Source organism: Roseateles sp. NT4 (genome assembly GCF_051857475.1).
Lineage (GTDB): Bacteria > Pseudomonadota > Gammaproteobacteria > Burkholderiales > Burkholderiaceae_C > Pelomonas.
Window position 1 is genome coordinate 520,082 of the sequence record NZ_JBPZGZ010000001.1, and the last position, 24,151, is coordinate 544,232.

Annotated in this window: 18 protein-coding genes, 7 tRNA genes and 1 pseudogene; 16 read left to right on the forward strand and 10 right to left on the reverse strand. The window is 65.6% G+C overall.

The features are described from left to right. The 8 genes from ACS5PN_RS02350 to ACS5PN_RS02385 all read left to right on the forward strand — a co-directional run bounded on the left by ACS5PN_RS02350 (window position 1) and on the right by ACS5PN_RS02385 (window position 3,565). The gene (locus ACS5PN_RS02350; protein WP_439462340.1) at window positions 1-1,221 is read left to right on the forward strand and encodes an O-succinylhomoserine sulfhydrylase; all 1,221 of its coding nucleotides are present in this window, start codon (window positions 1-3) and stop codon (window positions 1,219-1,221) included. Next, window positions 1,218-2,618 (forward strand): glutamate--tRNA ligase, encoded by a 1,401-nt coding sequence (gene gltX / locus ACS5PN_RS02355; protein ID WP_439462341.1) that lies wholly within the window; start codon window positions 1,218-1,220, stop codon window positions 2,616-2,618. Before ACS5PN_RS02350 ends, gltX begins: the two co-directional genes overlap by 4 nt. An 88-nt stretch (window positions 2,619-2,706) precedes the next feature. After that, a tRNA-Ala gene (locus tag ACS5PN_RS02360) sits at window positions 2,707-2,782 on the forward strand. A gap of 51 nt (window positions 2,783-2,833) precedes the next feature. Further along, window positions 2,834-2,909: transfer RNA gene (locus ACS5PN_RS02365), tRNA-Glu, on the forward strand. A 135-nt stretch (window positions 2,910-3,044) separates the two neighbouring features. Continuing rightward, a tRNA-Asp gene (locus ACS5PN_RS02370) sits at window positions 3,045-3,121 on the forward strand. Window positions 3,122-3,191: 70 nt separating this feature from the next. Continuing rightward, window positions 3,192-3,267: transfer RNA gene (locus tag ACS5PN_RS02375), tRNA-Ala, on the forward strand. Window positions 3,268-3,307: 40 nt separating this feature from the next. Further along, a tRNA-Glu gene (locus ACS5PN_RS02380) sits at window positions 3,308-3,383 on the forward strand. Window positions 3,384-3,488: 105 nt separating this feature from the next. Next, a tRNA-Asp gene (locus ACS5PN_RS02385) sits at window positions 3,489-3,565 on the forward strand. 53 nt (window positions 3,566-3,618) lie between these two features. On the opposite strand, the gene ACS5PN_RS02390 is transcribed toward ACS5PN_RS02385, so the two are convergent. From ACS5PN_RS02390 to ACS5PN_RS02405, 4 genes are all read right to left on the reverse strand, one after another. Further along, window positions 3,619-3,840, reverse strand: a complete 222-nt coding sequence (locus tag ACS5PN_RS02390; RefSeq protein ID WP_439462342.1) for a hypothetical protein — start codon at window positions 3,838-3,840, stop codon at window positions 3,619-3,621. A 203-nt stretch (window positions 3,841-4,043) separates the two neighbouring features. Continuing rightward, window positions 4,044-4,134 (reverse strand) — tRNA-Ser (locus ACS5PN_RS02395). Window positions 4,135-4,228: 94 nt separating this feature from the next. Further along, window positions 4,229-4,519, reverse strand: coding sequence for a hypothetical protein (locus ACS5PN_RS02400; protein WP_439462343.1), 291 nt, complete (start codon window positions 4,517-4,519; stop codon window positions 4,229-4,231). 1 nt (window position 4,520) lies between these two features. Continuing rightward, complete coding sequence (locus ACS5PN_RS02405; RefSeq protein ID WP_439462344.1) at window positions 4,521-4,961, reverse strand: hypothetical protein; 441 nt, start codon at window positions 4,959-4,961, stop codon at window positions 4,521-4,523. Window positions 4,962-5,080: 119 nt separating this feature from the next. Between ACS5PN_RS02405 and ACS5PN_RS02410 the strand changes: the two genes are divergently transcribed. Continuing rightward, window positions 5,081-5,809 carry an autoinducer binding domain-containing protein gene (locus ACS5PN_RS02410; RefSeq protein WP_439462345.1) on the forward strand — a complete coding sequence of 243 codons (729 nt, stop codon included), beginning with the start codon at window positions 5,081-5,083 and terminating at the stop codon, window positions 5,807-5,809. 492 nt (window positions 5,810-6,301) lie between these two features. On the opposite strand, the gene ACS5PN_RS02415 is transcribed toward ACS5PN_RS02410, so the two are convergent. After that, the gene (locus ACS5PN_RS02415; RefSeq protein WP_439462346.1) at window positions 6,302-7,213 is read right to left on the reverse strand and encodes an SPFH domain-containing protein; all 912 of its coding nucleotides are present in this window, start codon (window positions 7,211-7,213) and stop codon (window positions 6,302-6,304) included. 36 nt (window positions 7,214-7,249) lie between these two features. Next, window positions 7,250-7,678, reverse strand: a complete 429-nt coding sequence (locus ACS5PN_RS02420; protein WP_439462347.1) for an NfeD family protein — start codon at window positions 7,676-7,678, stop codon at window positions 7,250-7,252. 118 nt (window positions 7,679-7,796) lie between these two features. On the opposite strand from ACS5PN_RS02420, the gene ACS5PN_RS02425 reads away from it, so the two are divergent. Next, window positions 7,797-10,070: an Orn/Lys/Arg decarboxylase N-terminal domain-containing protein gene (locus tag ACS5PN_RS02425; RefSeq protein ID WP_439462348.1), complete on the forward strand. Its 2,274-nt coding sequence runs from the start codon at window positions 7,797-7,799 to the stop codon at window positions 10,068-10,070. Window positions 10,071-10,094: 24 nt separating this feature from the next. Here the strand turns inward: ACS5PN_RS02425 and ACS5PN_RS02430 are convergent, their stop codons facing one another. From ACS5PN_RS02430 to fabI, 4 genes are all read right to left on the reverse strand, one after another. Then, window positions 10,095-10,919, reverse strand: coding sequence for a helix-turn-helix domain-containing protein (locus ACS5PN_RS02430; protein WP_439462349.1), 825 nt, complete (start codon window positions 10,917-10,919; stop codon window positions 10,095-10,097). Next, window positions 10,916-12,250, reverse strand: a complete 1,335-nt coding sequence (locus ACS5PN_RS02435) for a DUF1501 domain-containing protein (protein ID WP_439462350.1) — start codon at window positions 12,248-12,250, stop codon at window positions 10,916-10,918. The genes ACS5PN_RS02430 and ACS5PN_RS02435 overlap by 4 nt, the downstream gene beginning before the upstream one ends. 12 nt (window positions 12,251-12,262) lie before the next feature. Beyond that, complete coding sequence (locus ACS5PN_RS02440; RefSeq protein ID WP_439462351.1) at window positions 12,263-14,404, reverse strand: DUF1800 domain-containing protein; 2,142 nt, start codon at window positions 14,402-14,404, stop codon at window positions 12,263-12,265. Window positions 14,405-14,665: 261 nt separating this feature from the next. Beyond that, window positions 14,666-15,445, reverse strand: coding sequence for an enoyl-ACP reductase FabI (fabI, locus tag ACS5PN_RS02445; RefSeq protein ID WP_439462352.1), 780 nt, complete (start codon window positions 15,443-15,445; stop codon window positions 14,666-14,668). A 250-nt stretch (window positions 15,446-15,695) separates the two neighbouring features. Here fabI and rimP point away from each other — a divergent pair. From rimP to typA, 6 genes and pseudogenes are all read left to right on the forward strand, one after another. Next, window positions 15,696-16,202: pseudogene (rimP, locus tag ACS5PN_RS02450) on the forward strand (ribosome maturation factor RimP); the annotation flags it as partial. Window positions 16,203-16,318: 116 nt separating this feature from the next. Beyond that, a complete protein-coding gene (gene nusA, locus ACS5PN_RS02455; RefSeq protein ID WP_439462353.1) occupies window positions 16,319-17,797 on the forward strand; it encodes a transcription termination factor NusA in 1,479 nt (492 codons plus the stop codon). Between the two features lie 47 nt (window positions 17,798-17,844). After that, window positions 17,845-20,865: a translation initiation factor IF-2 gene (infB, locus tag ACS5PN_RS02460; protein WP_439462354.1), complete on the forward strand. Its 3,021-nt coding sequence runs from the start codon at window positions 17,845-17,847 to the stop codon at window positions 20,863-20,865. A gap of 62 nt (window positions 20,866-20,927) precedes the next feature. Then, window positions 20,928-21,308, forward strand: a complete 381-nt coding sequence (gene rbfA, locus ACS5PN_RS02465) for a 30S ribosome-binding factor RbfA (protein WP_439462355.1) — start codon at window positions 20,928-20,930, stop codon at window positions 21,306-21,308. Next, the gene (gene truB / locus ACS5PN_RS02470) at window positions 21,301-22,266 is read left to right on the forward strand and encodes a tRNA pseudouridine(55) synthase TruB (protein ID WP_439462356.1); all 966 of its coding nucleotides are present in this window, start codon (window positions 21,301-21,303) and stop codon (window positions 22,264-22,266) included. The genes rbfA and truB overlap by 8 nt, the downstream gene beginning before the upstream one ends. A 24-nt stretch (window positions 22,267-22,290) precedes the next feature. Next, window positions 22,291-24,114 carry a translational GTPase TypA gene (typA, locus tag ACS5PN_RS02475; RefSeq protein ID WP_439462357.1) on the forward strand — a complete coding sequence of 608 codons (1,824 nt, stop codon included), beginning with the start codon at window positions 22,291-22,293 and terminating at the stop codon, window positions 24,112-24,114. The last annotated feature ends 37 nt before the right edge of the window (window positions 24,115-24,151 follow it).

The following is a 24,151-nucleotide window of genomic DNA, read 5'->3' on the forward strand; positions in this document are numbered from 1 at the left end:
ATGAGCGGCGAGCGACGCCTGCCCAACGGCCTGCGCCCCGAGACGCTGGCCGTGCGGACGGCGCTCGCCCCCAGTCAACATGGCGAGAACTCCGAGGCCCTGTTCCTGACGACGGCCTACGTCCAGCCCGACGCCGAGACCTCGGCGCGCAAGTTCTCCAACTCCGAGGACTTCACCTACTCGCGCACCAGCAACCCGACGGTGCGCAGCCTGGAGGCGCGCCTGGCAGCCCTGGAAGGCACTGAAGGCGCCATCGCGACTTCCACTGGCATGAGCGCCATCCTGCTGCTCGGCATGGGCGTGCTGAAGGCCGGCGACCACGTCGTCTGCTCGCGCTCGGTGTTCGGCTCGACGATCAACCTGTTTGCCAAGGAGTTCGCCAAGTTCGGCGTCGAGACGACGTTCGTCTCGCAGACCGATCTGGCGGAGTGGCGTGCGGCCATCAAGCCCACGACCAAGCTGCTGTTTGCCGAGACGCCGACCAACCCGCTGACCGAGGTCTGCGACATCCGCGCCCTGGCCGACATCGCCCATGGTGCTGGCGCCATCCTCGCCGTCGACAACACCTATTCGACGCCGGCCCTGCAGCGCCCGACGGAACTGGGCGCCGACATCGTCATGCACTCCGCCACCAAATATATGGATGGCCAGGGGCGCGTGATGGCTGGCGCGCTGTGCGGGCCCAACAAGCTGATCCGCGACGTCTTCGGCCCCATCCTGCGCACCGTCGGCATGACGCTGGCACCCTTCAACGCCTGGGTTGTGCTGAAAGGCTTGGAGACCCTGGCTCTGCGCATGAAGGCTCAGAGCGAACAGGCCCTGGCTGTGGCGCGCTGGTTGGAGGCTCAGCCGGAGGTCGACCACGTCTACTACCCGTCGCTGGCCTCGCATCCCCAGCACGACCTGGCCATGCGTCAGCAAAGCGGGCAGGGCGGTGCGGTGCTGTCCTTCGACCTGCGCGCCGACACACCCGAGGCCGCGCGCGTCGCCGCCTTCCACGTCATCGACAGCACCCGCGTGCTGTCCATCGCCACCAATCTCGGCGATACCAAGTCCATCATCACCCACCCTGCGACGACCTCGCACGGCCGCCTGACCGAGGGCCAGCGTCTAGCGGCTGGCATCGGGCAGGGCCTGATCCGCCTGGCCGTCGGCCTCGAGCATGTCGACGACATCACCGACGACCTGCTGCGCGGCCTTTCCACACTGACCACACGATGAGTTCCTTCGACAAGATCCGCACGCGCATCGCGCCGTCGCCGACCGGCTTCCTGCACCTGGGCACCGCCCGCACGGCCCTCTACTCCTGGGCCTACGCCCGCCACCATGGCGGCGAGTTCGTGCTGCGCATCGAGGACACCGATGTCGCCCGCTCCTCCCAGGACTCGGTCGACCAGATCATTGCGGCCATGAACTGGCTGGGCCTGTCCTACGACGAGGGTCCGATCTACCAGATGCAGCGCCTGGACCGCTATCAAGCCGTCATCGACCAGATGATTGCCGACGGCAAGGCCTATCGCTGCTATGCAACGCCAGAGGAACTGACCGAGATGCGCGAGGCCCAGAAGGCCCGTGGCGAGAAGACCCTCTACGACCGCCGCTGGCGGCCCGAGCCCGGCAAGGTGCTGCCGACGCCCCCCGAGGGCGTGAAGCCAGTCGTCCGCTTTGCCAACCCCGTCGAAGGCGATGTGACGTGGAACGACCTGGTCAAGGGTCCGATCACCATCAACAACCGCGAGATCGATGACCTGATCATTGCCCGTACCGATGGTGTGCCGACCTACAACTTCGCCGTCGTCGTCGACGACTGGGACATGCGCATCAGCCATGTCTTCCGCGGTGACGAACACGTCAACAACACGCCCTGGCAGATCAACATCTTCAACGCCCTGGGCGCGCCACTGCCATCCTTCGGCCACCTGCCCATCATCCTGGGCGACGATGGCCTGAAGCTGTCCAAGCGCCGTGGAGCCGTCAGCGTGATGGACTACGCCGCCAATGGCTACCTGCCCGAAGGCATGCTGAACTACTTGGCCCGCCTGGGCTGGAGCCATGGCGACGACGAGCTGTTCTCGGCCGAGCAGATGGTGAGCTGGTTCGATGGCTCCCACCTGTCCAAGAGCCCGGCGCAGTGGGATCCGGCCAAGCTGGACTGGGTCAACGGCCACTATGTGAAGCAGATCGACGAAGGCCGCCTGGCCGGCCTCGTCGTCGAGCAGCTCAAGGCCAAGGGCATCGAGGCGACGCTGGAGCAGGTCCAGCCCAAGGTCGGCCTGTTCAAGGACCGCTGCGCGACGGTCGCTGTGCTGGCTGACTGGCTGGCCATGTATTTCGCCCCCGTCGCACCGTCGGCCGAGGACCTGGCGGCCCACATCACCGATGCGGTGCGCCCGGCGTTGGTGGCGCTGGCCGAACGCCTGTCGGCGTTGACCGAATGGAGCAAGGCTGCCATCCAGCAGGCTCTCAAGGAAACATTGACGGCGACTGGGCTGAAGATGCCCCAACTGGCCGTACCGGTGCGTGTGTTGGTGTGCGGTCGTGCACAAACGCCCAGCGTGGATGCGGTGCTGGAGCAGTTCGACAAGAAAAAAGTTCTCGAACGCTTGCAAGCAGTCTGATTTTCGTCATATACTCTTGGTCTCGCTTGAACAGCGCTGTTAACGAAGAAGTCGGCAACGAAAGTTGATTGATGGAATCGAAAACAACGGGGGTATAGCTCAGCTGGGAGAGCGCTTGCATGGCATGCAAGAGGTCAGCGGTTCGATCCCGCTTACCTCCACCAAATATCCTTCGGGAGTTTTGAGTGGCGCGCAGTTCAAGTCGTGAAGGATTAGTCCCCTTCGTCTAGAGGCCTAGGACACCACCCTTTCACGGTGATTACAGGGGTTCGAATCCCCTAGGGGACGCCAAAATTGCTTTGGCAATCTCGTTGTCAGACGAGAATGCCTTTGGCAATCCCGTCGTAAGACGGAATCCTGTCGCAAGGCAGGCGAGTTTGATGAACTCGGATGTTGTCGAAAGACGGTATCGAATTCATCCCACGCGGAGTGGTAGTTCAGTTGGTTAGAATACCGGCCTGTCACGCCGGGGGTCGCGGGTTCGAGCCCCGTCCACTCCGCCAAGGATTCCATCGGGTTCGCCCGATAAAATGAACGGCCTTTTGGCCGTTTATTTTTTGCGACCGGTTATCCGGGGGTATAGCTCAGCTGGGAGAGCGCTTGCATGGCATGCAAGAGGTCAGCGGTTCGATCCCGCTTACCTCCACCAAATCTCTAGGGATTGGGCGGTTCGCAAATTGAAATAGAATGTCCCCTTCGTCTAGAGGCCTAGGACACCACCCTTTCACGGTGATTACAGGGGTTCGAATCCCCTAGGGGACGCCAAACTCGTTTGGCAATCTCGTTGCAAGACGGGAATTTCTGTCGCAAGGCAGGCGAGTTTGATGAACTCGGATGTTGTCGAAAGACGGTATCGAATTCATCCCACGCGGAGTGGTAGTTCAGTTGGTTAGAATACCGGCCTGTCACGCCGGGGGTCGCGGGTTCGAGCCCCGTCCACTCCGCCACAAATAGCAATGCGCCGAAACCTCGCGGTTTCGGCGCATTTTTGTTTGTCCGTTCAGGAAACGAGTCCGCGTGCAGGTGCGGGCGCGGTGCCGGCGTCGTCATTGCCGCCGTTGCCGTGGGCTTGGGAGCCGCTTGGGGTAGGGCGCTGCTCGCTCGGGGTGGTTTTCGGCGCCTCCGTGGTGCCACGCTTGCCGCTGACGACAAGGCGCGCCAGTTTGACGACCTCACTGGCCTCGGCCGGCAGGCCGACCAGCAGCCCCAGCGTCAAGCTCAAGCACAACCATCCCTTTTTTACTCTTGGCATCTCCGGCTCCAGCCTTGCTGGTTGGCAAGGCATGGACTGAAGTGTTGAACAAGGTGGGGCAAGGAACCAGTGCGGCGCGACGAACTGCGCTTTCCGGGGGGTGAACTGCGACCGAGCGTCGATCAAAGTGCGGCGCCGAAAAGCAAAACGGGCCCTGACGGGCCCGATATGCTTGGCGGAGAGGGCGGGATTCGAACCCGCGGTGGGCTATTAACCCACACACGCTTTCCAGGCGTGCGACTTAAACCGCTCATCCACCTCTCCTGCAAGCCTGCCATCATAACCCATTGCGGCGCATTGCAGGAAATTGATCGGTCAGATTGCGGTTCGGCAGTGAAAGGTGACGCTGGCGGCCTCTCTAGACCAACTCCGACAGGCCGAAGGCCGCGAGGGTCGACAGGATCGACTCGGTGGCCTCTTCACCGAGGTCTTGCACCAGCTTGGCTGCCGGCACCAATCTCACATGTCGGATGTGGGTGTATCCCAGCGTCGCGGCGCGCTGGAGGAATACCTGAGGTATCGGCAGCGCGTAGAGCGGCGCAAGGTCGGCCGTCGACTGGAGCCGGATGTATGTCGACGCCGCGACGGTGACGGTTGGCTCGCCGAGCAGCGCGCCGCTACGTCCAGCGCCTAGTTCGATGGCGCCCATGTCATGCGGCCAGTGCGACGGAACGGCTTGCCGCATGCGCGCGCGACTTGCCGCGCCGGCGTTCAGTTTCGACGCTGCGCACTGCGGGCAGTCGCAAGCGCGCCAGATGGCCTATCACCTCTTGTTGCCACGGCAGCGCGCAGACGAGCATGTTGATGCCGATCAGTTGATCGTCGATGGTGACGATCCTGCCCGGCTCGGTGAACAGCAGATTCGATTTGATGGCCAGCGGATCGGCGAGCACGGGGATTCCTTCGTCGGTCATCACCCAGCTCCAGTACACCGAGGCGACCCGATTCGGTGTCGACCAGATCGTCAGCCCAGTGTGCCGATCAGCGCGGCTGTGGGCGCTCTCGCTGAGCATGGTGAGTTGGTGTCGGAGCTGCGCGGAGAAGGGCTCCAGTTCGGCGCTTGAGATATGGACGAGATCTTGGTTGCGCATGGTCGTCGATCTGGTGTGTAGTGTTGCGATAGAGTCTGGCTGCCGCTAACCGGACCGGCCAGCGTCAACCTCGCCGCTAGGCGCGATGGAACCTTTGTGATAAGCGCAGCCGACCCAGCATGAATCCCGGCGATTACGAAGCAGTCAGCCAGGCCACCACGCGCGAAGAATTTCGGGAGGCCTTGTCGAGCTTTGCTGCGCGGATGGATTTCCCGCTGGTCAATGCACTGCTCGTTGACGGCACCCTGGACTCACCGGACCTCAAGATCGGCGCGATCGGCAACACGCCGTCTTCGTTCCTCGTCACGCACGCCGATCTCAAGCGAATCCGTACCGACCCCGTCATGCATCGGCTGCAGGATGAGCCGACTCCCTTCATCTGGGACCAGGCTTTCTATGCGAAGCGGGACATGGGGCATCTCTGGGAAGACCAGGCCCCTTACGGCTATCGCGTCGGCATCGCTGCCTCGCTTCCGGTCGGCGCAAACCAGCGAGTTTTTGTCGGCGTCGACCGCCACGACAAGTTGCCGACGAGCGGTCTCCTGCTCACGCGTCTGCAGGCAGATCTGCAACTGCTGGCGGTGCACGCCCTGGTCGCAGCCAGACGAATACTTGTAAAGCCCATTCCGCCGACCGTCGAGGCAATGCAGTTGCCGCGCCTGTCGCCGCGCGAGATCGAAGTCCTGCGCTGGACCGATGAGGGCAAGACGGCTTACGAAATCGCCATCATCCTTCAGGTGAAGGAGCGAACCGTCACCAGCTACCTTGAGCTTGCCAAGGAAAAACTCGGCGTGGTGGGCAAGAAGGGGCAGGCCGTGAAGGTTGCCAAGGCCCTGGGATTCATTTAGGCGTATCGCCGGCTAGCACAAATTCGCCTTACGCACAAACGTAAGACTTGCCGCTGCCTCGTAAATCGTCGGGAGACGACAGTAGGACCCATCGCGAACAGACCGGTGCTTGAACCGAGTCGTTAGCGCCGAATGAGGGCGGTCCGGGCCTGCTGGACAGCCAAAGCGCCAATCCTCCACCTCTCCTTCGAGGCCTGCCATGTCCCTGATCATCGACGTCTTCTTAGAACTCCTCGGCCTTCCCTGCGGAGGATCTTGAAGTCTTGCCGATCCCTTCTGTGCGTGGCGCCCGGCTTGGTTGATTCCGTCACTTGAGCACCGCGCCGAACCATAGCGCACAGAGGGGACCCGGCAACTTCGACAGGCTTTCCTCACTCCTCCATGAGGAATTTCGTTCGGCGCCCCCCGGACGTATTTAGCCCGGCCTCAGTGCCGGGCTCTTTTTTTTGGCGGAAACAAGACCGGACGCCTCACCGGGAGCCTGGAGAACGCTCAGGTGCGCGCGCCGCTCTTGATGAGGGTCATGGCCGTGCCGATCAGCCCTCCGACTTCGCTCATATTGCCCGGCACGATCATCGTGTTGTTCTTCTGGGCCAGCTGGGCGTAAGCCTCGACAGCTTTCTCAGCCACCTTGAGCTGGACGGCCTGGTCGCCACCCGGCTGCTGGATGGCGGCAGCGATCTTGCGGATGGCATCCGACGTGGCGTCGGCCACCGCCGTGATGGCAGCCGCCTCCCCCTGGGCCTTGTTGATCTCGGCCTGTTTCTGGCCTTCCGACTTGGCGATCGCCGCTTCACGTTCGCCGGTCGCGATATTGATCTGCTCCTGACGGCGGCCTTCAGAGGCCGCGATCAGGGCGCGCTTCTCGCGTTCGGCCGTGATCTGGGCCTGCATGGAGTGCAGGATGGCCGGCGGCGGCGTCAGGTCCTTGATCTCGTAGCGCAGCACCTTGACGCCCCAGTTCAGGGCCGCCTCGTCCAGGGCTTCGACAACCGAGGTGTTGATGACAGCACGCTCCTCGAACGTGCGGTCCAGCTCCATGCGGCCGATGACGGAGCGCAGCGTCGTCTGCGCGAGCTGAGTGATGGCGACGACGTAGTTGCTGGCGCCATAGCTGGCCCGCATCGGGTCGGTGACCTGGAAATAGAGGATGCCGTCGACCGTCAGCTGGGTGTTGTCCTTGGTGATGCACACCTGGCTGGGTACATCCAGCGGGATTTCCTTCAGCGAATGCTTGTAGGCCAGGCGATCAACAAAGGGCACCAGAAAGTTGAGACCTGGCGTCAGCGTTGCGTGGTACTTGCCCAGCCGTTCCACGACCCAGGCATGCTGCTGCGGTACGACCTTGATCGAGCGCACCACGAAGATGGCGGCGATGACGAGGATGACGAGTGCGATTTCCATGAGGCCTCTCGGGCGGTTGCGAACGGAGCGGGGCGTTCAGCGGTCCAGCAGCAGGCAGCTGCCTTCCACCGCGCGAATGACATGCCGGCCGCTTTGGGCCGGCGCGTTGCCAATGAAGCGGGCCCGCCAGGCGGCGCCTCGGTATTGCACCTGGGTCAGGCCTTCGGCGGACCAGGTGTCGACCTGCACGCTCTGGCCGATGTCGAGGTTGACGTCAGGGTTGCTGGCGGCTGGTTCAGCCTTGGGGGCCTTGGCGCGGCGGCGGTGCAAAGCGATGACGGCAGCTCCGCCGATGACGGCTGACGCGATGACCTGCGCTGTCACGCCCACATTGAGATGAGCCGCCAGAGCGCCGGCGCCAGCGCCAACAGCCAGCATCAGCAGGTAGAAACTGCCTGTTGCCAATTCGGCGGCGACCAGGACGCCGGCCGCTATCCACCAGACGGTGGCCCAGTTCCAATCCATCTCGCCTCCCGGGGCTGTGGTGTCGATCCAGTTTAGACCCGCAGGACACGGTCAAGACACCTTGCGGCCCTACACTTCGCCGCTTCGTTTTTCTGATGCCCCGCTCCTGGAGGCCGCCATGATCCGTTTCCACTTTCCCATCGTCATCATTGACGAGGACTACCGTTCCGAGAACACCTCGGGTCTTGGCATTCGTGCGTTGGCCGAGGCCATCCAGAAAGAGGGCATGGAAGTCCTGGGTGTGACGAGCTATGGCGACCTGTCGCAGTTCGCCCAGCAGCAAAGCCGCGCCTCGGCCTTCATCCTGTCCATCGACGACGAGGAGTTCACGGCCGGCCCCGAGATGGACCCGGTGGTGCTGAACCTGCGCAAGTTCATCGAGGAGATCCGCAACCGCAACCCGGACATCCCGATCTACGTCTACGGTGAGACGCGCACCAGCCAGCATCTGCCCAACGACGTCTTGCGCGAGCTGCACGGCTTCATCCACATGTTCGAGGACACGCCGGAGTTCGTGGCCCGCCACATCATCCGCGAGGCCAAGAGCTACCTCGACGGCCTGGCGCCGCCGTTCTTCAAGGCGCTGATGGACTATGCCCAGGACGGCTCCTACTCCTGGCATTGCCCCGGCCACTCCGGCGGCGTCGCCTTCCTGAAGAGCCCGGTCGGCCAGATGTTCCACCAGTTCTTCGGCGAGAACATGCTGCGCGCCGACGTCTGCAATGCCGTCGAGGAACTCGGCCAGCTGCTGGACCACACCGGCCCCGTCGCTGCCAGCGAAAAGAACGCCGCGCGCATCTTCAATGCCGATCACTGCTTCTTCGTCACCAACGGCACCAGCACGTCCAACAAGATGGTCTGGCACCACACGGTGGCGCCCGGTGACGTGGTCGTCATCGACCGCAACTGCCACAAGAGCAATCTGCACGCCATCATCATGTGCGGCGCCATCCCCGTCTTCATGACGCCGACGCGCAACCACTACGGCATCATCGGGCCCATCCCCGAGAGCGAATTCAGCCCCGAGGCCATCCGCGCCAAGATCGCGGCCAATCCGCTGCTGGCGCACGTCGACCCCGACACGGTCAAGCCCTCCATCGTCACGTTGACGCAGAGCACCTACGACGGCGTGCTCTACAACACCGAGACCATCAAGAAGAAGCTCGACGGCTACATCCCGACGCTGCACTTCGACGAGGCCTGGCTGCCGCACGCCGCCTTCCACGATTTCTACGGCCAGTTCCATGCCATGGGCAAGAACCGCCCGCGCCCCAAGGAGGCCATGGTCTATGCGACGCAGTCCACGCACAAGCTGCTGGCTGGCATCTCGCAGGCCTCGCAGGTGCTGGTGCAGGACTCGCAGAGCGTCAAGCTCGACAAGCACCTCTTCAACGAGGCCTATCTGATGCACACCAGCACCAGCCCGCAGTACTCCATCATCGCGAGCTGCGACGTGGCTGCGGCCATGATGGAGCCCCCGGGTGGCACGGCGCTGGTGGAGGAGAGCATCAAGGAGTCGCTGGACTTCCGCCGCGCGATGCGCAAGGTCGAGGGCGACTATGGTGACGACTGGTGGTTCAAGGTCTGGGGCCCCGACTTCCTGCGTGCCCAGGACGACCAGGGCAGCCAGCCCGTGTCGGCGGACTGGATGCTGCATGCCGACGAGGACTGGCATGGCTTCGGCGCCCTGGCCGAAGGCTTCAACATGCTGGACCCGATCAAGTCCACCATCATCACGCCCGGGCTGGACATGGAAGGGCGCTTTGCCGCCACCGGCATCCCGGCCTCGGTCGTCACCAAGTTCCTCGTCGAGCACGGCGTGGTGGTTGAGAAGACGGGGCTGTACTCCTTCTTCATCATGTTCACCATCGGCATCACCAAGGGCCGCTGGAACACGCTGCTGACCGCGTTGCAGCAGTTCAAGGACGACTACGACAAGAACGCGCCGCTGTGGCGCATCCTGCCGGAGTTCGTCGCGCAGTTCCCGAAATACGAGCGCATGGGCTTGCGCGACCTCTGCCAGAGCATCCACCAGGCCTATGCCGAGGGCGACATCGCGCGCCTGACGACGGACATGTATCTGTCCAACCTGCAGCCGGCCATGACGCCGAGCGACGCCTACGCGCACATCGCGCAGCGACGCACCGAGCGCGTGGGCATCGACGAACTCGAAGGCCGCATCACGACCTCGCTGCTGACGCCTTACCCGCCTGGCATCCCGCTGCTGGTCCCGGGTGAGCGCTTCAACAAGAAGATCGTCGACTACCTGAAGTTCACGCGCAGCTTCAACGCCAAGTTCCCGGGTTTCGCGACCGATGTGCACGGCCTCGTGCACGAAGTGGACGAAGAAACCGGTCGCGGCCGCTACTACGTGGACTGCGTCAAGGCCTGATCGGTTCCTTGCGCGGTGCGAGGTTCAGGCGAGGGCGCTGCCCAGCCGCCAGGGCAGGCCTTCGTGGCGCGCCAGGTCGCGGCGCACACCCGCCGGGCTGAGCCCGGTGAGGGCGCGGAACTCGCGCACCATGTGGGCCGCATGGCTGAAGCCGCATTGCGCCGCCACGTCGGTCAGCGGCGCGCCGTCGGCAAGCCGACGCAAGCCCTCGTTGAGGCGCTCGACGCGCATCAGCGCCTTGGGCGGCAGGCCGAGCGCATCGCCGACGCGGCGTTGCAGCTGACGCGCGCTGGACGTGGCCACGTCGGCCCAGTCGCCCACGCTGAGGGCCGCGGTCGGCACGCGCGGTGGCGCCTGCCAGGCGCGGCGCGCCTGGGCTTTTTCCACCCAGCAGTGCAATTGCTGCTCGATGATCCAGACCTGGGCCGCCGTGCTGCTGGCGCGGCGCAACTGCGACAGCAGCACCTCGGCGATCTGCCAGCCGATGACTTCGGACGCCGGGCCGCGCCGGTTCACCCATTCCGCGGCCGGCAGGTCGAACAGCCAGCTCAGCACGCCGGGCCGCAGCAACACCGTCGTGATGGCTGGATCGTTGGCATAGGCGCGCCGCGCCGGTTTCAGGCGCGGGCCGGCCAGCTCCAGGTCGGCCAGCGACAGGCCTGAGTCGGCGTCCACCCAGTCGCCACGGTGCAGCACGGTGAGGGCGCCTTGCACATTGGCCGGAAAGCATTGCACCGAAGGCAAGGCCGGGCCTTCAGGACTCGGCCGCCGCACGGCAATGGCCTGGACATAGGGCGCCAGTGCGGAACTGGGAGGCAGGAGCTGGGTGCGGCTGGCGGGCGAGGTCATGCAGTCATGAAGCCGAGGTCTTGCGGTGAGAAGGCCGTGATGGCCGGGAAGGCCGTCGCCACGGCGGCGGCGTCCAACCCGAACCAGCGTCCGAGTGTCGCGCCGAACTGCTCCAGCGAGGTGCTGGGGATCAGCGCACCGCGGCTGCCGGAGTCATCGGCACCGCCCAGGGCCGGGTAGGGGAAGCGGCCATAGACCTGGCCACCCTTCACCGCACCGCCCAGGATGAGGTGGTGGTTGCCCCAGCCGTGATCGGTGCCCGAGCCACTGGGCTGCAGCGAACGGCCGAACTCGCTCTGCGTGAAGCTGGTGACCATCTGCGACACGCCGAGCTCGACGGTGGCGTTGTAGAAGGCGCCCATGGCGTCGCCCAACTGGCGCAGCAGGTCCCATTGCTGCCAGCTCTGGCCGCTGTGGGTGTCGAAGCCGCCCAACTGCACGAAGAAGACCTGTCGCTTGACGCCGACGGTCTGGCGCAACGCGATGACGCGCGCCACCTGCTGCAGCTGGCGGCCGAGGTCGGTGCCTGGGAAGACGGTGTTGACCGTGCCGGCGCCGCTGGTGCGCAGCAGGGCGCCCAGGCTCAGCGCGTCGCGCCGGACCTGATTGGCGCCCTGGATGAGCTTCACGCCGCCGTCCAGGGCCAGGATCTCGTTCAGCGCCTGGCTGCGTGCCGTGGTGGCCGAGGCCGGCCAGGTGCTCATGCCGCTGACGTCGAGGTTGAAGCCTGGGACCAGGCTGGCGGTCGGCACCTGATGGCCGGCCGTGAACAGCGCGCCGCCAGCCATGGACACGGCGGCGGGGAAACGCGACGTGCCGTTGCGAGACACCAGGGCATCGGCCGAACGGCCGCCCCAGCCCGTGCCGCCGCCGCTGCCGTTGCCGGCCTGGGCGAGCTGCATCTGGTCGGAGTGCGAGAACAGATTGGCAGGCAGCGTCGCTGTGCCGGCCGTGATCTGGGCACGCGTCGTCGGCGCGAGCAGCGGGCCGACGTTGGCGATGGCCGCCAGCTTGCCCTGGGCCCACAGCGGGTGGATGGTCTGAAGGCCGGAGTTCAGCGCATAGGGCACGCCATCCGTCGTCGTGATGGGCAGCAGGCTGGCCGACTGGTCGGGCAGGGCCAGGCCGCCGCGCAGGTTCTTGTAGGCGGCGTAGGCGGCCGTGGCTTGGGGCACCAGCACGTTGTGGCCGTCGCAGCCGCCGGCCAGGAAGACGCAGACCAGGGCGCGGTAGTCCTCGGTGGTCTGAGCGAAGCCCGGCAGAGCGGGCGCGGCGGTCAGGGCGCAGGCGGCGCGCAACAGGGCGCGGCGGGTGGTGTTGTGAGTCGTCATGGCTGCGCTCCTTCAGTGTTGGATGGCGTGCTGGCCGGACAGCAGCGTCAGGTAGAGCGCCGTCTGCATGCGCTGGGTCGCATCGGGCTGGGCATTGATGGCATTGGCCAGGCTCTGGCGCATGGCGGGCGACATGCGTCCCCACAGCAGGGCTTGGTCAACTGCATTGATCAGCGCCGTTGTGTCATTGGCCACGGCGGTGAAGGGCTGCAGGTTGATGCGCATATTGCTGCCCGGCTGGGTCAGCAGGGCCCACAGGAAGTTGCCGCGCAGCGTCGCCTCGGTGGGCGTGTAGATCTGGAACTCCGGCGCCGACAGCGTCGTCTGTGGCAGGCGGAAGAGCTGCGAGTAATGGCCGAAGACCGAGGGCGGCGTCAGCGGCGTCTGGCCGGTGCGGCCGATCTCCCAGCTCAGGTTGTTGCCGGCCTGGAAGCCGCCGTTCAGCGCCCGCAGCGTGGCCGCGATGTGCTGGACCGGGTCGCGCAGCCGGCCGTCGTTGGTGCCGGCGGCGTCGTTGCGGGCTTCGGCGTCGAGCAGGATGGCCCTCACGACGGCCTTCAAGTCGCCGCGCACGCCGCTGCCGTTGTTGGTGAACACGGTGGCGACACGTTGCACATAGGCCGGGCTGGGGTTGCTCTTCACCAGTTGGCGGATCAGCCGCAGCGACACGAAGGGCGGTGTGTTGGGATGCTGGAAGAGGCAGTCCAGTGTGGCCTTCAGGTCGGCGTCGGTGCCCTGGCTGGCGGCCAGGCTGCAGCCCAGGAAGCTCTTGGCGCGTTGGTCGTGGTTGACCTCGCGCAGCACCATGGGCCCGCTGAAGTTCTCCCAGTTGTTGGTGCCGGTGCCGACATAGGTCCAGCCCGTCAGTGCCAGGGCCACCTGCTGGATGGTCGACTGGTCATAGGTCGGGATGCTGCGGCCGGACAGATCGAGCTGTGGCGTGCCGTCGGCGTTCAGTTTGACCAGGCCGATGGTGAAGAGCTGCATCAGCTCGCGGGCGAAGTTCTCGTTGGCCGACGAACCGCCCAGGGGCTTGTTGCTGTTGGCCAGGTCGAGGTATTTGCCCATCTGCGGGCTGCGCGCGACCTCCTCCAGCAGCGTGCGGTAGTTGCCGAAGGCGTTCCTGCTCAGCGTGCGCAGATGTGGCGCGATCTCCTCGGCGTAGATGTTCTTGTTGGCCGAGATGACGATGACCTGGGCCAGCGCATAGGCGACGCGCTGGCGCAGCTGGTCGGGTGCGTCGGTCAGCCGGTTCAGCATCTGGGCTGCCACGGTCGACGTGCTGCCGTCGGATGGCGTCGCGACGGCCGTTTCGGCCAGGCCGAACTGCTCGTTCAGCCAGGCGTCCTGGCCCAGGCTCTGCACGCGGGCCACTGAAGTGGCGTTGGCGCCGAAAGTGGCTTGTTCCAGGAAACGGGCGGCGGCCAGGTTGGCGGTGCCTTGGCCGGGACCCGGTGCGGGCGCCGGCGCGGGGGCGGGGGCCGGGCTTGGCGAAGGGGCCGGTGTGGGAGCCGGGGAGGGCGCCGGCGCGGGGGCCGACGCCGAGATCGACAGGTTGACGACGTCGGAGCCGATGGTGCCCAGGCCCGTGGCCCAGACCTGCACGGGCTGCGTCTTGCCCAGCCAACTGCTCGGCGCCGTGGCCGAGGCCTGCAGCTGCGTGGCCGAGAGGCGCGTGACCGTCGCGTTCAAGTCGCCGATCTTCACCGCCACATTGGTCGGGAAGGCTGCGCCGTTGAGCTTGATCGTGAAGGCGCCCGCGGGCACGGCGGTCGGGCTGACGCCCCACAGCCGCGGCTGGACCTGGGTGATGCTCAGCGTGACGCTGCCCGACTTGGCCGGGTAGGCTGTGCTAGTCGCCGTGACCGTGACGTCGCTCTGCATCGGCACGGCCGCCGGCGCGGTGTAGAGGCCGCGGTCGCTGACGGTGCCGATGGTGGTGTTGCCGCCGGCGATGCCATTGACCGTCCAGGTCACGCCGTTCGGCGAAAGCGGCACATAGGCCGTCAGCTGTTTGGTGGCGGCGACGGGCAGATTGCCGCTGCTGTAGACCGTGATGGTCTGGGCCAACAGCGGGCTGGCACCCAGGCTGCCGGCGAAGGCCAGCGCAGCGATGCGGAAAAGGCGAGGTGGGGTCGGGGGCGGGCAGATCATGCGGCGGCTCCGTGTGGGGATAGCTCACCGGTGCAACGCCCATGCCATGGCCTAAAGGCGTCAAAACTGACGCCCAGCGTCGGTTCTGATGCCGGGCCGCTCAGACCGGCTGACGATTTCTGTTAACCGCTGACCAAGGATGTCAGTCTTGTAAGGACTTGCACGGCTGATTTGTGCAAATGTCACGAGTTGTACGGCCCAAAAAGAACCGCGGCGGGCCGGTTCGGCGCGCCGCGGTTGCGGGGAAGTAGCTGGGTCGATTCAGTCCATTGCCATGGCCGTGTGGCTGAAGCCGCCGTCCACGTAGGTGATCTCGGCGCTGATGCCGGCCGACAGGTCGGACAGCAGGAAGGCGGCGGTGTTGCCGACGTCATCGATGGTCACGTTGCGGCGGATCGGCGCCTGGGCGGCGAACTGGCCCAACAGCTTGCCGAAGTCCTTGATGCCGGAGGCGGCCAACGTCTTGATCGGGCCGGCCGAGATGCCGTTGACCCGCACGCCCTTGGGGCCGAGGGCCGAGGCCAGGTAGCGCACGCTGGCCTCCAGGCTGGCCTTGGCAAGGCCCATGGTGTTGTAGTTGGGCACGATGCGCAGGGCGCCGAGGTAGCTCAGCGTCAGCAGGGCCGAGCCGGGGCGCAGGCGCGGCGCGGCCAGCTTGGCCATGGCCGGGAAGCTGTAGGCCGAGATGTCATGGGCGATGCGGAAATTCTCGCGCGTCATGCCCTCGAGGAAATCGCCGGCAATCGCCTCGCGCGGCGCAAAACCGATGGAATGAACGAAGCCGTCGAATTCCGGCCAGACCTCGCCCAGTTGGTCGAACAGGGCCTGCATCTGCTCGTCGCTCGTGACGTCGCAGTCGTAGATGAGCTTGGAGCCAAATTCGGCGGCGAACTCGCTGATGCGCTCCTTGAAGCGCTCGCCCTGGTAGCTGAAAGCCAGCTCGGCGCCTTCGCGGTGGCAGGCGCGGGCAATGCCGTAGGCGATGGAGCGGTTGGACAGCACGCCCGTGATCAGCAGCCGCTTGCCGGCGAGAAAGCCCATTCTTGTCTCCTGTGAGGTCTCAAACAGCCGCAGATTCTGGCACGCGCCGGGCGTAGCGGCTTGCCGGCATGGGACTTGCACAGTACAATCCGAGCTTCACCAGAAATGAGAGAACTCCGCAAGGAGGCTTTCAACGAGCCCCGGACGACATCCCCCGGGGCGCGATATCAGGTGAACGAGTGGGCGGATTCATCCAGCCCATTTTTTTTGCTTTTTCGATTTTCTTCTCGCTAGACGCCCGCAACACCGAATGAGTTGGCAAACCACTGTGGAAACGACCGTGACCGGACTCGGTTACGAACTCGTGGACTGCGAACGCAGTGCCAGTGGTGGAACGCTGCGCGTGACGATCGACAAGCTGCAGGCCCAGGCGGATGCCGGCGAGTTGGTCGACGTGGATGACTGCGAAAAGGTCACCCGACAGCTGCAGTATGTGCTCGAGGTCGAGGGTTTGGAATATTCCCGGCTCGAAGTGTCGTCGCCGGGGTTGGACCGGCCGCTGAAAAAAGCCGCCCATTACGCGCGCTTCTCCGGCCAGGAAGTCGACATCACGTTGAAGGCGCCATTCCAGGGTCGCAAAAAGTACCGCGGCATCGTCAGCGCGCAGCCCGGTGCTGCCGACGACCAGGCCTGGCGCCTGGTGTTCGACGACGGCGAGGCCGAGCAGGCCCTGGATTTCACGCTCGACGAGGTGCGTGATGCGCGCCTCGTGCCGACGTTCAGTTTCAAGGGGCGCGGCGGTGAGCCGGCGCCCGATCGAAAGCCCGGCCAGCGGGGCGTCATCAAGCCGAAGAAAGTTCCGGCTAAGAAACAAGCGGGCGAGCCTGACCAGGCGGCGCCCGGCCAAGACAAGGTTGACGGAGGTCTCAAGCAATGAACCGCGAAATGTTGATGCTGGTGGACGCAATCTCGCGCGAGAAGAGCGTGGAGCGTGATGTCGTGTTCGGTGCGGTGGAAGCCGCGCTGGCCTCGGCCACCAAGAAGATTTACGGCGGTGAAGCCGACATCCGCGTGAGCGTGGATCGCGAGTCCGGCGAATATGAGACCTTCCGCCGCTGGCATGTCGTGCCCAATGAGGCCGGCCTGCAGAACGCCGACGCTGAAATCCTGCTGTTCGAAGCGCAGGAACAGATCGCCGACATCGAGGTGGACGACCACATCGAGGAACCCGTCGAGTCCGTGCCCATTGGCCGCATCGGCGCCCAGGCCGCCAAGCAGGTCATCCTGCAGAAGATCCGCGACGCCGAGCGTGAGCAGCTGCTGAACGACTTCATGTCGCGCGGCGAGAAGATCTTCGTTGGCACCGTCAAGCGCCTGGACAAGGGCGACATCATTGTCGAAAGCGGCCGCGTCGAAGGCCGCCTGAAGCGCAGCGAGATGATCTCGAAAGAGAACCTGCGCACCGGCGACCGCGTGCGTGCCGTCATCCTCGGCGTGGACCCGACCCAGCGCGGCCCGCAGATCATGCTGTCGCGTTCCTCGCCTGAGTTCATGAAGGAACTCTTCGCCCAGGAAGTCCCGGAAATCGAGCAAGGCCTGCTGGAGATCAAGAGCTGCGCCCGCGACAGCGGCAGCCGCGCCAAGATCGCCGTCATCAGCCATGACCGCCGTGTCGACCCCATCGGCACCTGCGTCGGCGTGCGCGGTTCGCGCGTCAACGGCGTGACGACCGAGCTGGCCGGCGAGCGCGTGGACATCGTGCTGTGGAGCGAAGACCCGGCCCAGTTCGTCATCGGCGCCCTGGCCCCGGCCAATGTGCAGTCCATCGTCGTGGATGAAGAGCGCCACGCCATGGACGTCGTCGTCGACGAGGAAAACCTCGCCATCGCCATCGGCCGCGGCGGTCAGAACGTGCGTCTCGCGTCCGAGCTGACCGGCTGGCGCATCAACATCATGTCGGCCGAGGAATCGGCCGCCAAGCATGAGCTGGAAGCCGAAAGCGTCCGCAAGCTCTTCGTCGAGAAGCTCGACGTCGACGCCGAAGTCGCCGACATCCTGATCGCTGAAGGCTTCACCAGCCTGGAAGAAGTCGCCTACGTGCCGATGCAGGAAATGCTCGAGATCGAGGCCTTCGACGAGGACACCGTCACCGAGCTGCGCACCCGTGCCAAGGACGCGCTGCTGACGATGGAAATCGCCAAGGAAGAGAAGGTCGAGGAGGTCTCGCAGGACCTGCGTGACCTGGAAGGCATGACGCCCGAGCTGGTAGCCAAGCTCGCCGAGGGCGGCATCAATACCCGTGACGACCTGGCCGATCTGGCCGTCGATGAATTGGTCGAGCTGACCGGCCAGGATGAGGCCGCCGCGCGCGCTCTGATCATGAAGGCCCGCGAACACTGGTTCAACGCCTGATCAATCACACGCCGCGCCGCACCGAAAGCAATTTGAAGGATCCCCACATGGCCGTGACTACCGTCGCCCAATTTGCCGCCGAGCTGAGCAAGCCGGCGGGCACGCTGCTGGAGCAGCTGCAAGCCGCGGGCGTCAAGAAGTCTTCCGTCGACGACTCGCTGAGCGAGACCGACAAGGAACGCCTGCTCGACCACCTGCGCACCTCCCACGGCACTGCCGGCGGCGAGCGCAAGAAGATCACCCTCGTCAAGAAGTCGACCACCGAGATCAAGCAGGCCGACGCTTCTGGCAAGGCCCGCACCATCCAGGTCGAAGTGCGCAAGAAGCGCACCTTCGTCAAGCGTGACGACGCCTCCGATGAGTCCTCCGCTGGCGCCGAAGAAGCCGATCTGGCCCGCCGCGAGGAAGAGGCCCAGGCCCAGGCCGCTGCATTGCGCGTCCAGGAAGAGGAGCTTGCCGCCAAGGTGAAGGCCCGCGAGGAGGCCGAGCGCGCCGCCCGTGAAGCCGCCGCCGCCAAGGCTGCCGCCGAAGCCGCTGCTGCCGAAGCCGCCGCCAAGGCTGCCGCCGAAGCCGCTGCGGCGGCTGCCGCTGCCAAGGTGGAAAAGGCTGAGAGCCAGGCCGACGACCAAGCCGAGGCCCGCGCCCGCAATGCCGCCGCCGCCGCTGCCGAAGCCGCCGCCATCAACAAGGCCGCTTCCAAGCGCGGTGCCAAGGCCGCCGCGCCTGCGCCCGAACCCGAAGTCGTCGCTCCGCCGCCGCCCGCGCCGGCGCCTGAAGTCGTCGCCCCGCCGCCGCCCGCACCCGAGGTTGCCAAGCCGGCGCTGCGCGTGGTCAAGGCCGTGGATGCCGCTGCCGAAGAGAAGCAGAAGCAGGACGACCTGGCTCGCCGCCGCAAGGCCGCCGAGGACGAGGCCGCCAAGATCCGCGCGATGATGAACGCACCCAAGAAGGTGCTGGTCGCGGCCAAGAAGGAAGAGCCCAAGCCGGCCGAAACCGCCGCGGGCATCAAGGGCACCATCCACAAGAAGGCCGGCGCTCCGGGCGCCGCACCTGCCACGGCGGGTGCCGGCGCAGGCGCCGGCAAGCCGGGCGACAAGAAGTCGGTCAAGTCCGAGAAGCTGTCGTCCAGCTGGGCCGATGACGCCGCCAAGAAGCGCGGCCTCAAGACCATCGGTGCCGGTCCTGCCGGCGCCGGTCGCCCGGGTGGCGGTGGCAACTGGCGCGCTCCGGCGCGTGGTGGTGCCGGCGGCCGTCGCGGCGACCGCGGTGGCAATGGCCAGTCCAATTTCCAGGCGCCTGCAGAAATGCAGATCCAGGAGGTCCACGTCCCCGAGACCATCTCGGTGGCCGATCTCGCCCACAAGATGTCGGTCAAGGCTGCCGAGGTCATCAAGCAGTTGATGAAGCTGGGCCAGATGGTCACCATCAACCAGCAGCTGGACCAGGAAACGGCCATGATCCTCGTCGAGGAAATGGGCCACAAGGCCTTTGCCGCCAAGCTGGACGATCCGGACGCCTTCCTCGAAGAAGAGGGCACCGCCGAGCAGCAGCACGAATCGCTGTCGCGCGCACCGGTGGTCACCGTCATGGGTCACGTCGACCACGGCAAGACCTCGCTGCTGGACTACATCCGCCGCTCCCGCGTGGCAGCTGGCGAAGCCGGCGGCATCACGCAGCACATCGGCGCGTATCACGTCGAGACGCCGCGCGGCACCATCACCTTCCTGGATACCCCGGGTCACGCGGCCTTCACGGCTATGCGGGCTCGCGGTGCCAAGGCGACGGACATCGTCATCCTGGTTTGCGCGGCTGACGACGGCGTCATGCCCCAGACCAAGGAAGCCATCCACCACGCGAAGGCCGCTGGCGTGCCCATCGTGGTCGCGATGACCAAGATCGACAAGCCCGATGCCAACGCCGAACGCGTCAAGAGCGAGCTGGTGGCCGAGCAGGTCGTGCCGGAAGAATTCGGCGGCGAGTCGCCTTTCATCGGCGTGTCTTCCAAGACCGGCCAGGGTATCGACGAACTGCTGGAGCAGGTGCTGCTGCAGGCCGAAGTGCTGGAACTGAAGGCGCCGGTCGAATCCATGGCCAAGGGCCTGGTCATCGAAGCCAAGCTGGACAAGGGCCGCGGCCCGGTCGCCACCGTCCTGGTGCAGAGTGGTACGCTCAAGCGCGGCGACGTCGTGCTGGCCGGCTCCACCTTCGGTCGTGTTCGCGCCATGCTGGACGAAGACGGCAAGGCCACCAACGAGGCGGGTCCGTCCATCCCGGTGGAAATCCAGGGCCTGACCGAAGTGCCGCAAGCCGGTGACGAATTCATGGTGCTGGGCGACGAACGCCGTGCCCGTGAAGTCGCGACCTTCCGCCAAGGCAAGTACCGCGACGTCAAGCTGGCCAAGCAGCAGGCCGCCAAGCTCGAGAACATGTTCAGCGAAATGGGCGCCGGCGACGTGCAGACCCTGCCGCTGATCATCAAGAGCGATGTGCAGGGCTCGCAGGAAGCCCTGGCCGCTTCGCTGCTCAAGCTCAGCAACGCCGAAGTCAAGGTGCAGATCGTCCACGCGGCGGTCGGCGGCATCAGCGAAAGCGACGTCAACCTGGCCATCGCTTCCAAGGCCGTCATCATCGGCTTCAACGTGCGTGCCGATGCCGGTGCGCGCAAGCTGGCCGAAGGCAACGCGGTCGATCTGCGTTACTACAGCATCATTTACGACGCTGTGGACGACGTGACCAAGGCGATGTCCGGCATGCTGGCGCCCGAGCAGCGCGAAGAAGCGCTGGGCACGGCCGAAATCCGCGTCGTGTTCGTCGCCTCCAAGATCGGCACGGTGGCCGGTTCCATGGTCACCAGCGGCCTGGTCCGCCGTGGCGCGCGCTTCCGCTTGCTGCGCGACAACACCGTGATCTACACGGGCGAAGTCGAGTCGGTGCGCCGCGAGAAGGACGACGTCCGCGAAGTCAAGGAAGGCTTCGAGTGCGGTATCAAGCTGAAGAACTACAGCGACATCAAGGAAGGTGATCAGCTCGAGTTCTTCGAAATCAAGGAAGTGGCCCGCACGCTCTGAACTTCAGTCCCGAGGGTTAACCCCGCCCCTCGGGGCGGGGTTTGTTCTTTCAGGAAACCGCCATGAGACACAAACGCGCCATCCCCAACCGCAGCTTCCGCGTCGCCGACCAGATCCAACGCGATCTGGCCGAGCTGATCCGCGAGCTGAAGGACCCGCGCATCGGCATGGCGACCATCAGTGCCGTGGACGTGACGCCCGACTACGCCCATGCCAAGGTGTTCTTCTCGGTACTGATTGGCGACCCTGCCGAAACGCAGATCGCCTTGAACGAGGCGGCGGGTTTCCTGCGCAACGGTCTGTTCAAGCGCCTGCAGATCCACACCGTGCCGACACTGCATTTCCAGTTCGACCGCACCACCGAGCGCGCCGCCGAGATGAGCGCGCTGATCCACAAGGCCAATGCCACGCGCGCGATCGAGGACGAGGAGCCCAATGACTGAGGCCGCCGTCGCCGTTGCCGCCGCGAAGCCGCCGCGTGTGCGCATCCAGCGCCGCGCTCTGCATGGCGTGTTGTTGCTCGACAAGCCGCTGGGCTTGTCGAGCAACGACGCATTGCAGAAGGCCAAGTGGCTGTTGCGTGCCGAGAAGGCCGGCCACACCGGAACTCTGGACCCGCTGGCCACCGGCCTGCTGCCGCTGTGCTTCGGCGCGGCCACCAAGTTCAGCCAAGTCAGCCTGGACGCCGACAAGCGTTATCTCGCGACGCTGGCCCTGGGCATCCGCACGACGACGGGCGACGCCGAGGGCGAGGTGCTGGAGCGCGTCGACGCGGCCCACATCACGATCGAGCAGATCGCCGCCGCCTGTGCCGCTTTCACCGGCGAGATCGACCAGATGCCGCCGATGTACTCGGCGCTCAAGCACGAAGGCAAAGCGCTGTACGAATACGCCCGCGCCGGCGTCGAGATCGAGCGCAAGAGCCGTCGCGTGACGATTCATGCCATCGACATCGTCGGCGTGCAGGCTGGCACCGTGACCCTCGACGTCCGTTGCACCAAAGGCACCTACATCCGCACGCTCGCCGAAGACATCGGCGCCAGGCTGGGCGTCGGCGCTTCGCTGGCGGCCCTGCGCCGCATCGGTTCCGGCGGCCTGACGCTGGACGGCGCCGTGACGCTGGCGCAGATCGAGGCCATGCCCGATGAAGCGCGCGCCGCGCTGCTCACATCCCCCGACCGCCTGCTGGCCGAAGCGCCGGAGCTGCGCCTGGACGCATCTGAAGCCGCACGCTTCCTGTCCGGCCTGCGCCGCCGTGTCAATGCGCCCGATGCCGAGCGCGTGCGTGTCTACGGCCCCGAGACGCGCGCCTTCCTTGGCAGCGCCCACATCACCTCTGGCGAATTGATCGCCGATCGCCTGTTGACCCCACCGGAGGTCCAGGCTCTGCTTTCCGCCTGATCCGGTTTTTTTCCAAGCATCACCATGACCACCCCGATCCGCAACATCGCCATCATTGCCCACGTTGACCACGGCAAGACCACCATGGTCGACCAGCTGCTGCGCCAGAGCGGCACCTTCGCCGACCACGAGAAGGTCGTCGACACCGTCATGGACAGCAACGCCATCGAGCGTGAACGCGGCATCACCATCCTGGCCAAGAACTGCGCGGTCAGCTGGGGCGGCACCCACATCAACATCGTCGACACGCCCGGACATGCGGACTTCGGCGGCGAAGTCGAGCGCGCCCTGTCCATGGTGGACGGCGTCGTGCTGCTGATCGACGCCCAGGAAGGCCCGATGCCGCAGACCCGCTTCGTCACGAAGAAGGCGCTGGCCCTGGGCCTCAAGCCCATCGTCGTCGTCAACAAGGTCGACAAGCCCGGTGCCAAGCCCGACGCCGTCATCAACGCCGCCTTCGACTTGTTCGACAAGCTCGGCGCCACCGACGAGCAGCTCGACTTCCCGGTCGTCTACGCCTCCGGCATCAACGGCTGGACGTCGCTGACCGAAGGCGCACCCGGCGAGCAGTGGGGCCCCGACATGTCGGCCCTGTTCGACACCGTGCTCAAGCACGTGCCGGCGCAGACGGGTGACCCGGCTGCCCCGCTGCAACTGCAGATCTCGGCCCTGGACTTCTCCACCTTCGTCGGCCGCATCGGCGTCGGCCGCATCAGCCAGGGCACCATCAAGCCCGGCATGCAGGTCGCCGTCATGGAAGGCCCGGACGGCAAGTCCGTCAACGGCCGCATCAACCAGGTGCTGACCTTCCACGGCCTGGACCGCGTGCAGGTGACTGAAGCCGGCCCCGGCAACATCGTGCTGGTCAACGGCATCGAGGAGATCGGCATCGGCGTGACCGTGACCGACCCGGCCAACCCCACCCCGCTGCCCATGCTCAAGGTGGACGAGCCGACGCTGACGATGAACTTCTGCGTCAACACCTCGCCCCTGGCCGGTCGTGAAGGCAAGTACGTCACCAGCCGCCAGATCTGGGACCGCCTGCAGAAGGAACTGCAGCACAACGTGGCCCTGCGGGTTTCCGAGACCGATGAAGACGGCATCTTCGAGGTCTGCGGCCGCGGCGAACTGCACCTGACCATCCTGCTGGAAAACATGCGTCGTGAAGGCTACGAGCTGGCCGTCTCCAAGCCGCGCGTGATGTTCAAGGACATCGATGGCGTCAAGAGCGAGCCGATGGAGCTGGTGACGGCCGACGTCGAAGAAACCCACCAGGGTGGCGTCATGCAGGCCCTGGGCCTGCGCAAGGGCGAAATGCTGAACATGGAGCCGGACGGCCATGGCCGCGTGCGCCTGGAGTACCGCATCCCCGCGCGCGGCCTGATCGGCTTCGCCAACGAGTTCATGAACCTGACCCGCGGTTCGGGCCTGATCTCGTCGATCTTCGACGGCTACGAAGCCCACAAGGGCGACATCGGCGGCCGCAAGAACGGCGTGCTGATCTCCATGGACGACGGCGAAATCTTCACCTACGCCCTGGGCAAGCTGGACGACCGCGGCCGCATGTTCGTCAAGCCCAACGACCCGGTCTACGAAGGCATGATCGTCGGCATCCACAGCCGCGACAACGACCTCGTCGTCAACGCCACGCGCACCAAGCAGCTGACCAACTTCCGCGTGTCCGGCAAGGAAGACGCGATCAAGATCACGCCGCCCATCGACCTGACGCTGGAATACGGCGTGGACTTCATCGATGACGACGAGCTGGTGGAAATCACGCCGAAGTCGGTCCGTCTGCGCAAGCGTCACCTCTCGGAAAACGACCGCAAGCGCGCCTCCCGCGCCTGATCTTTCGATCACCCGTCTTGCCAGCGCCCCGAAAGGG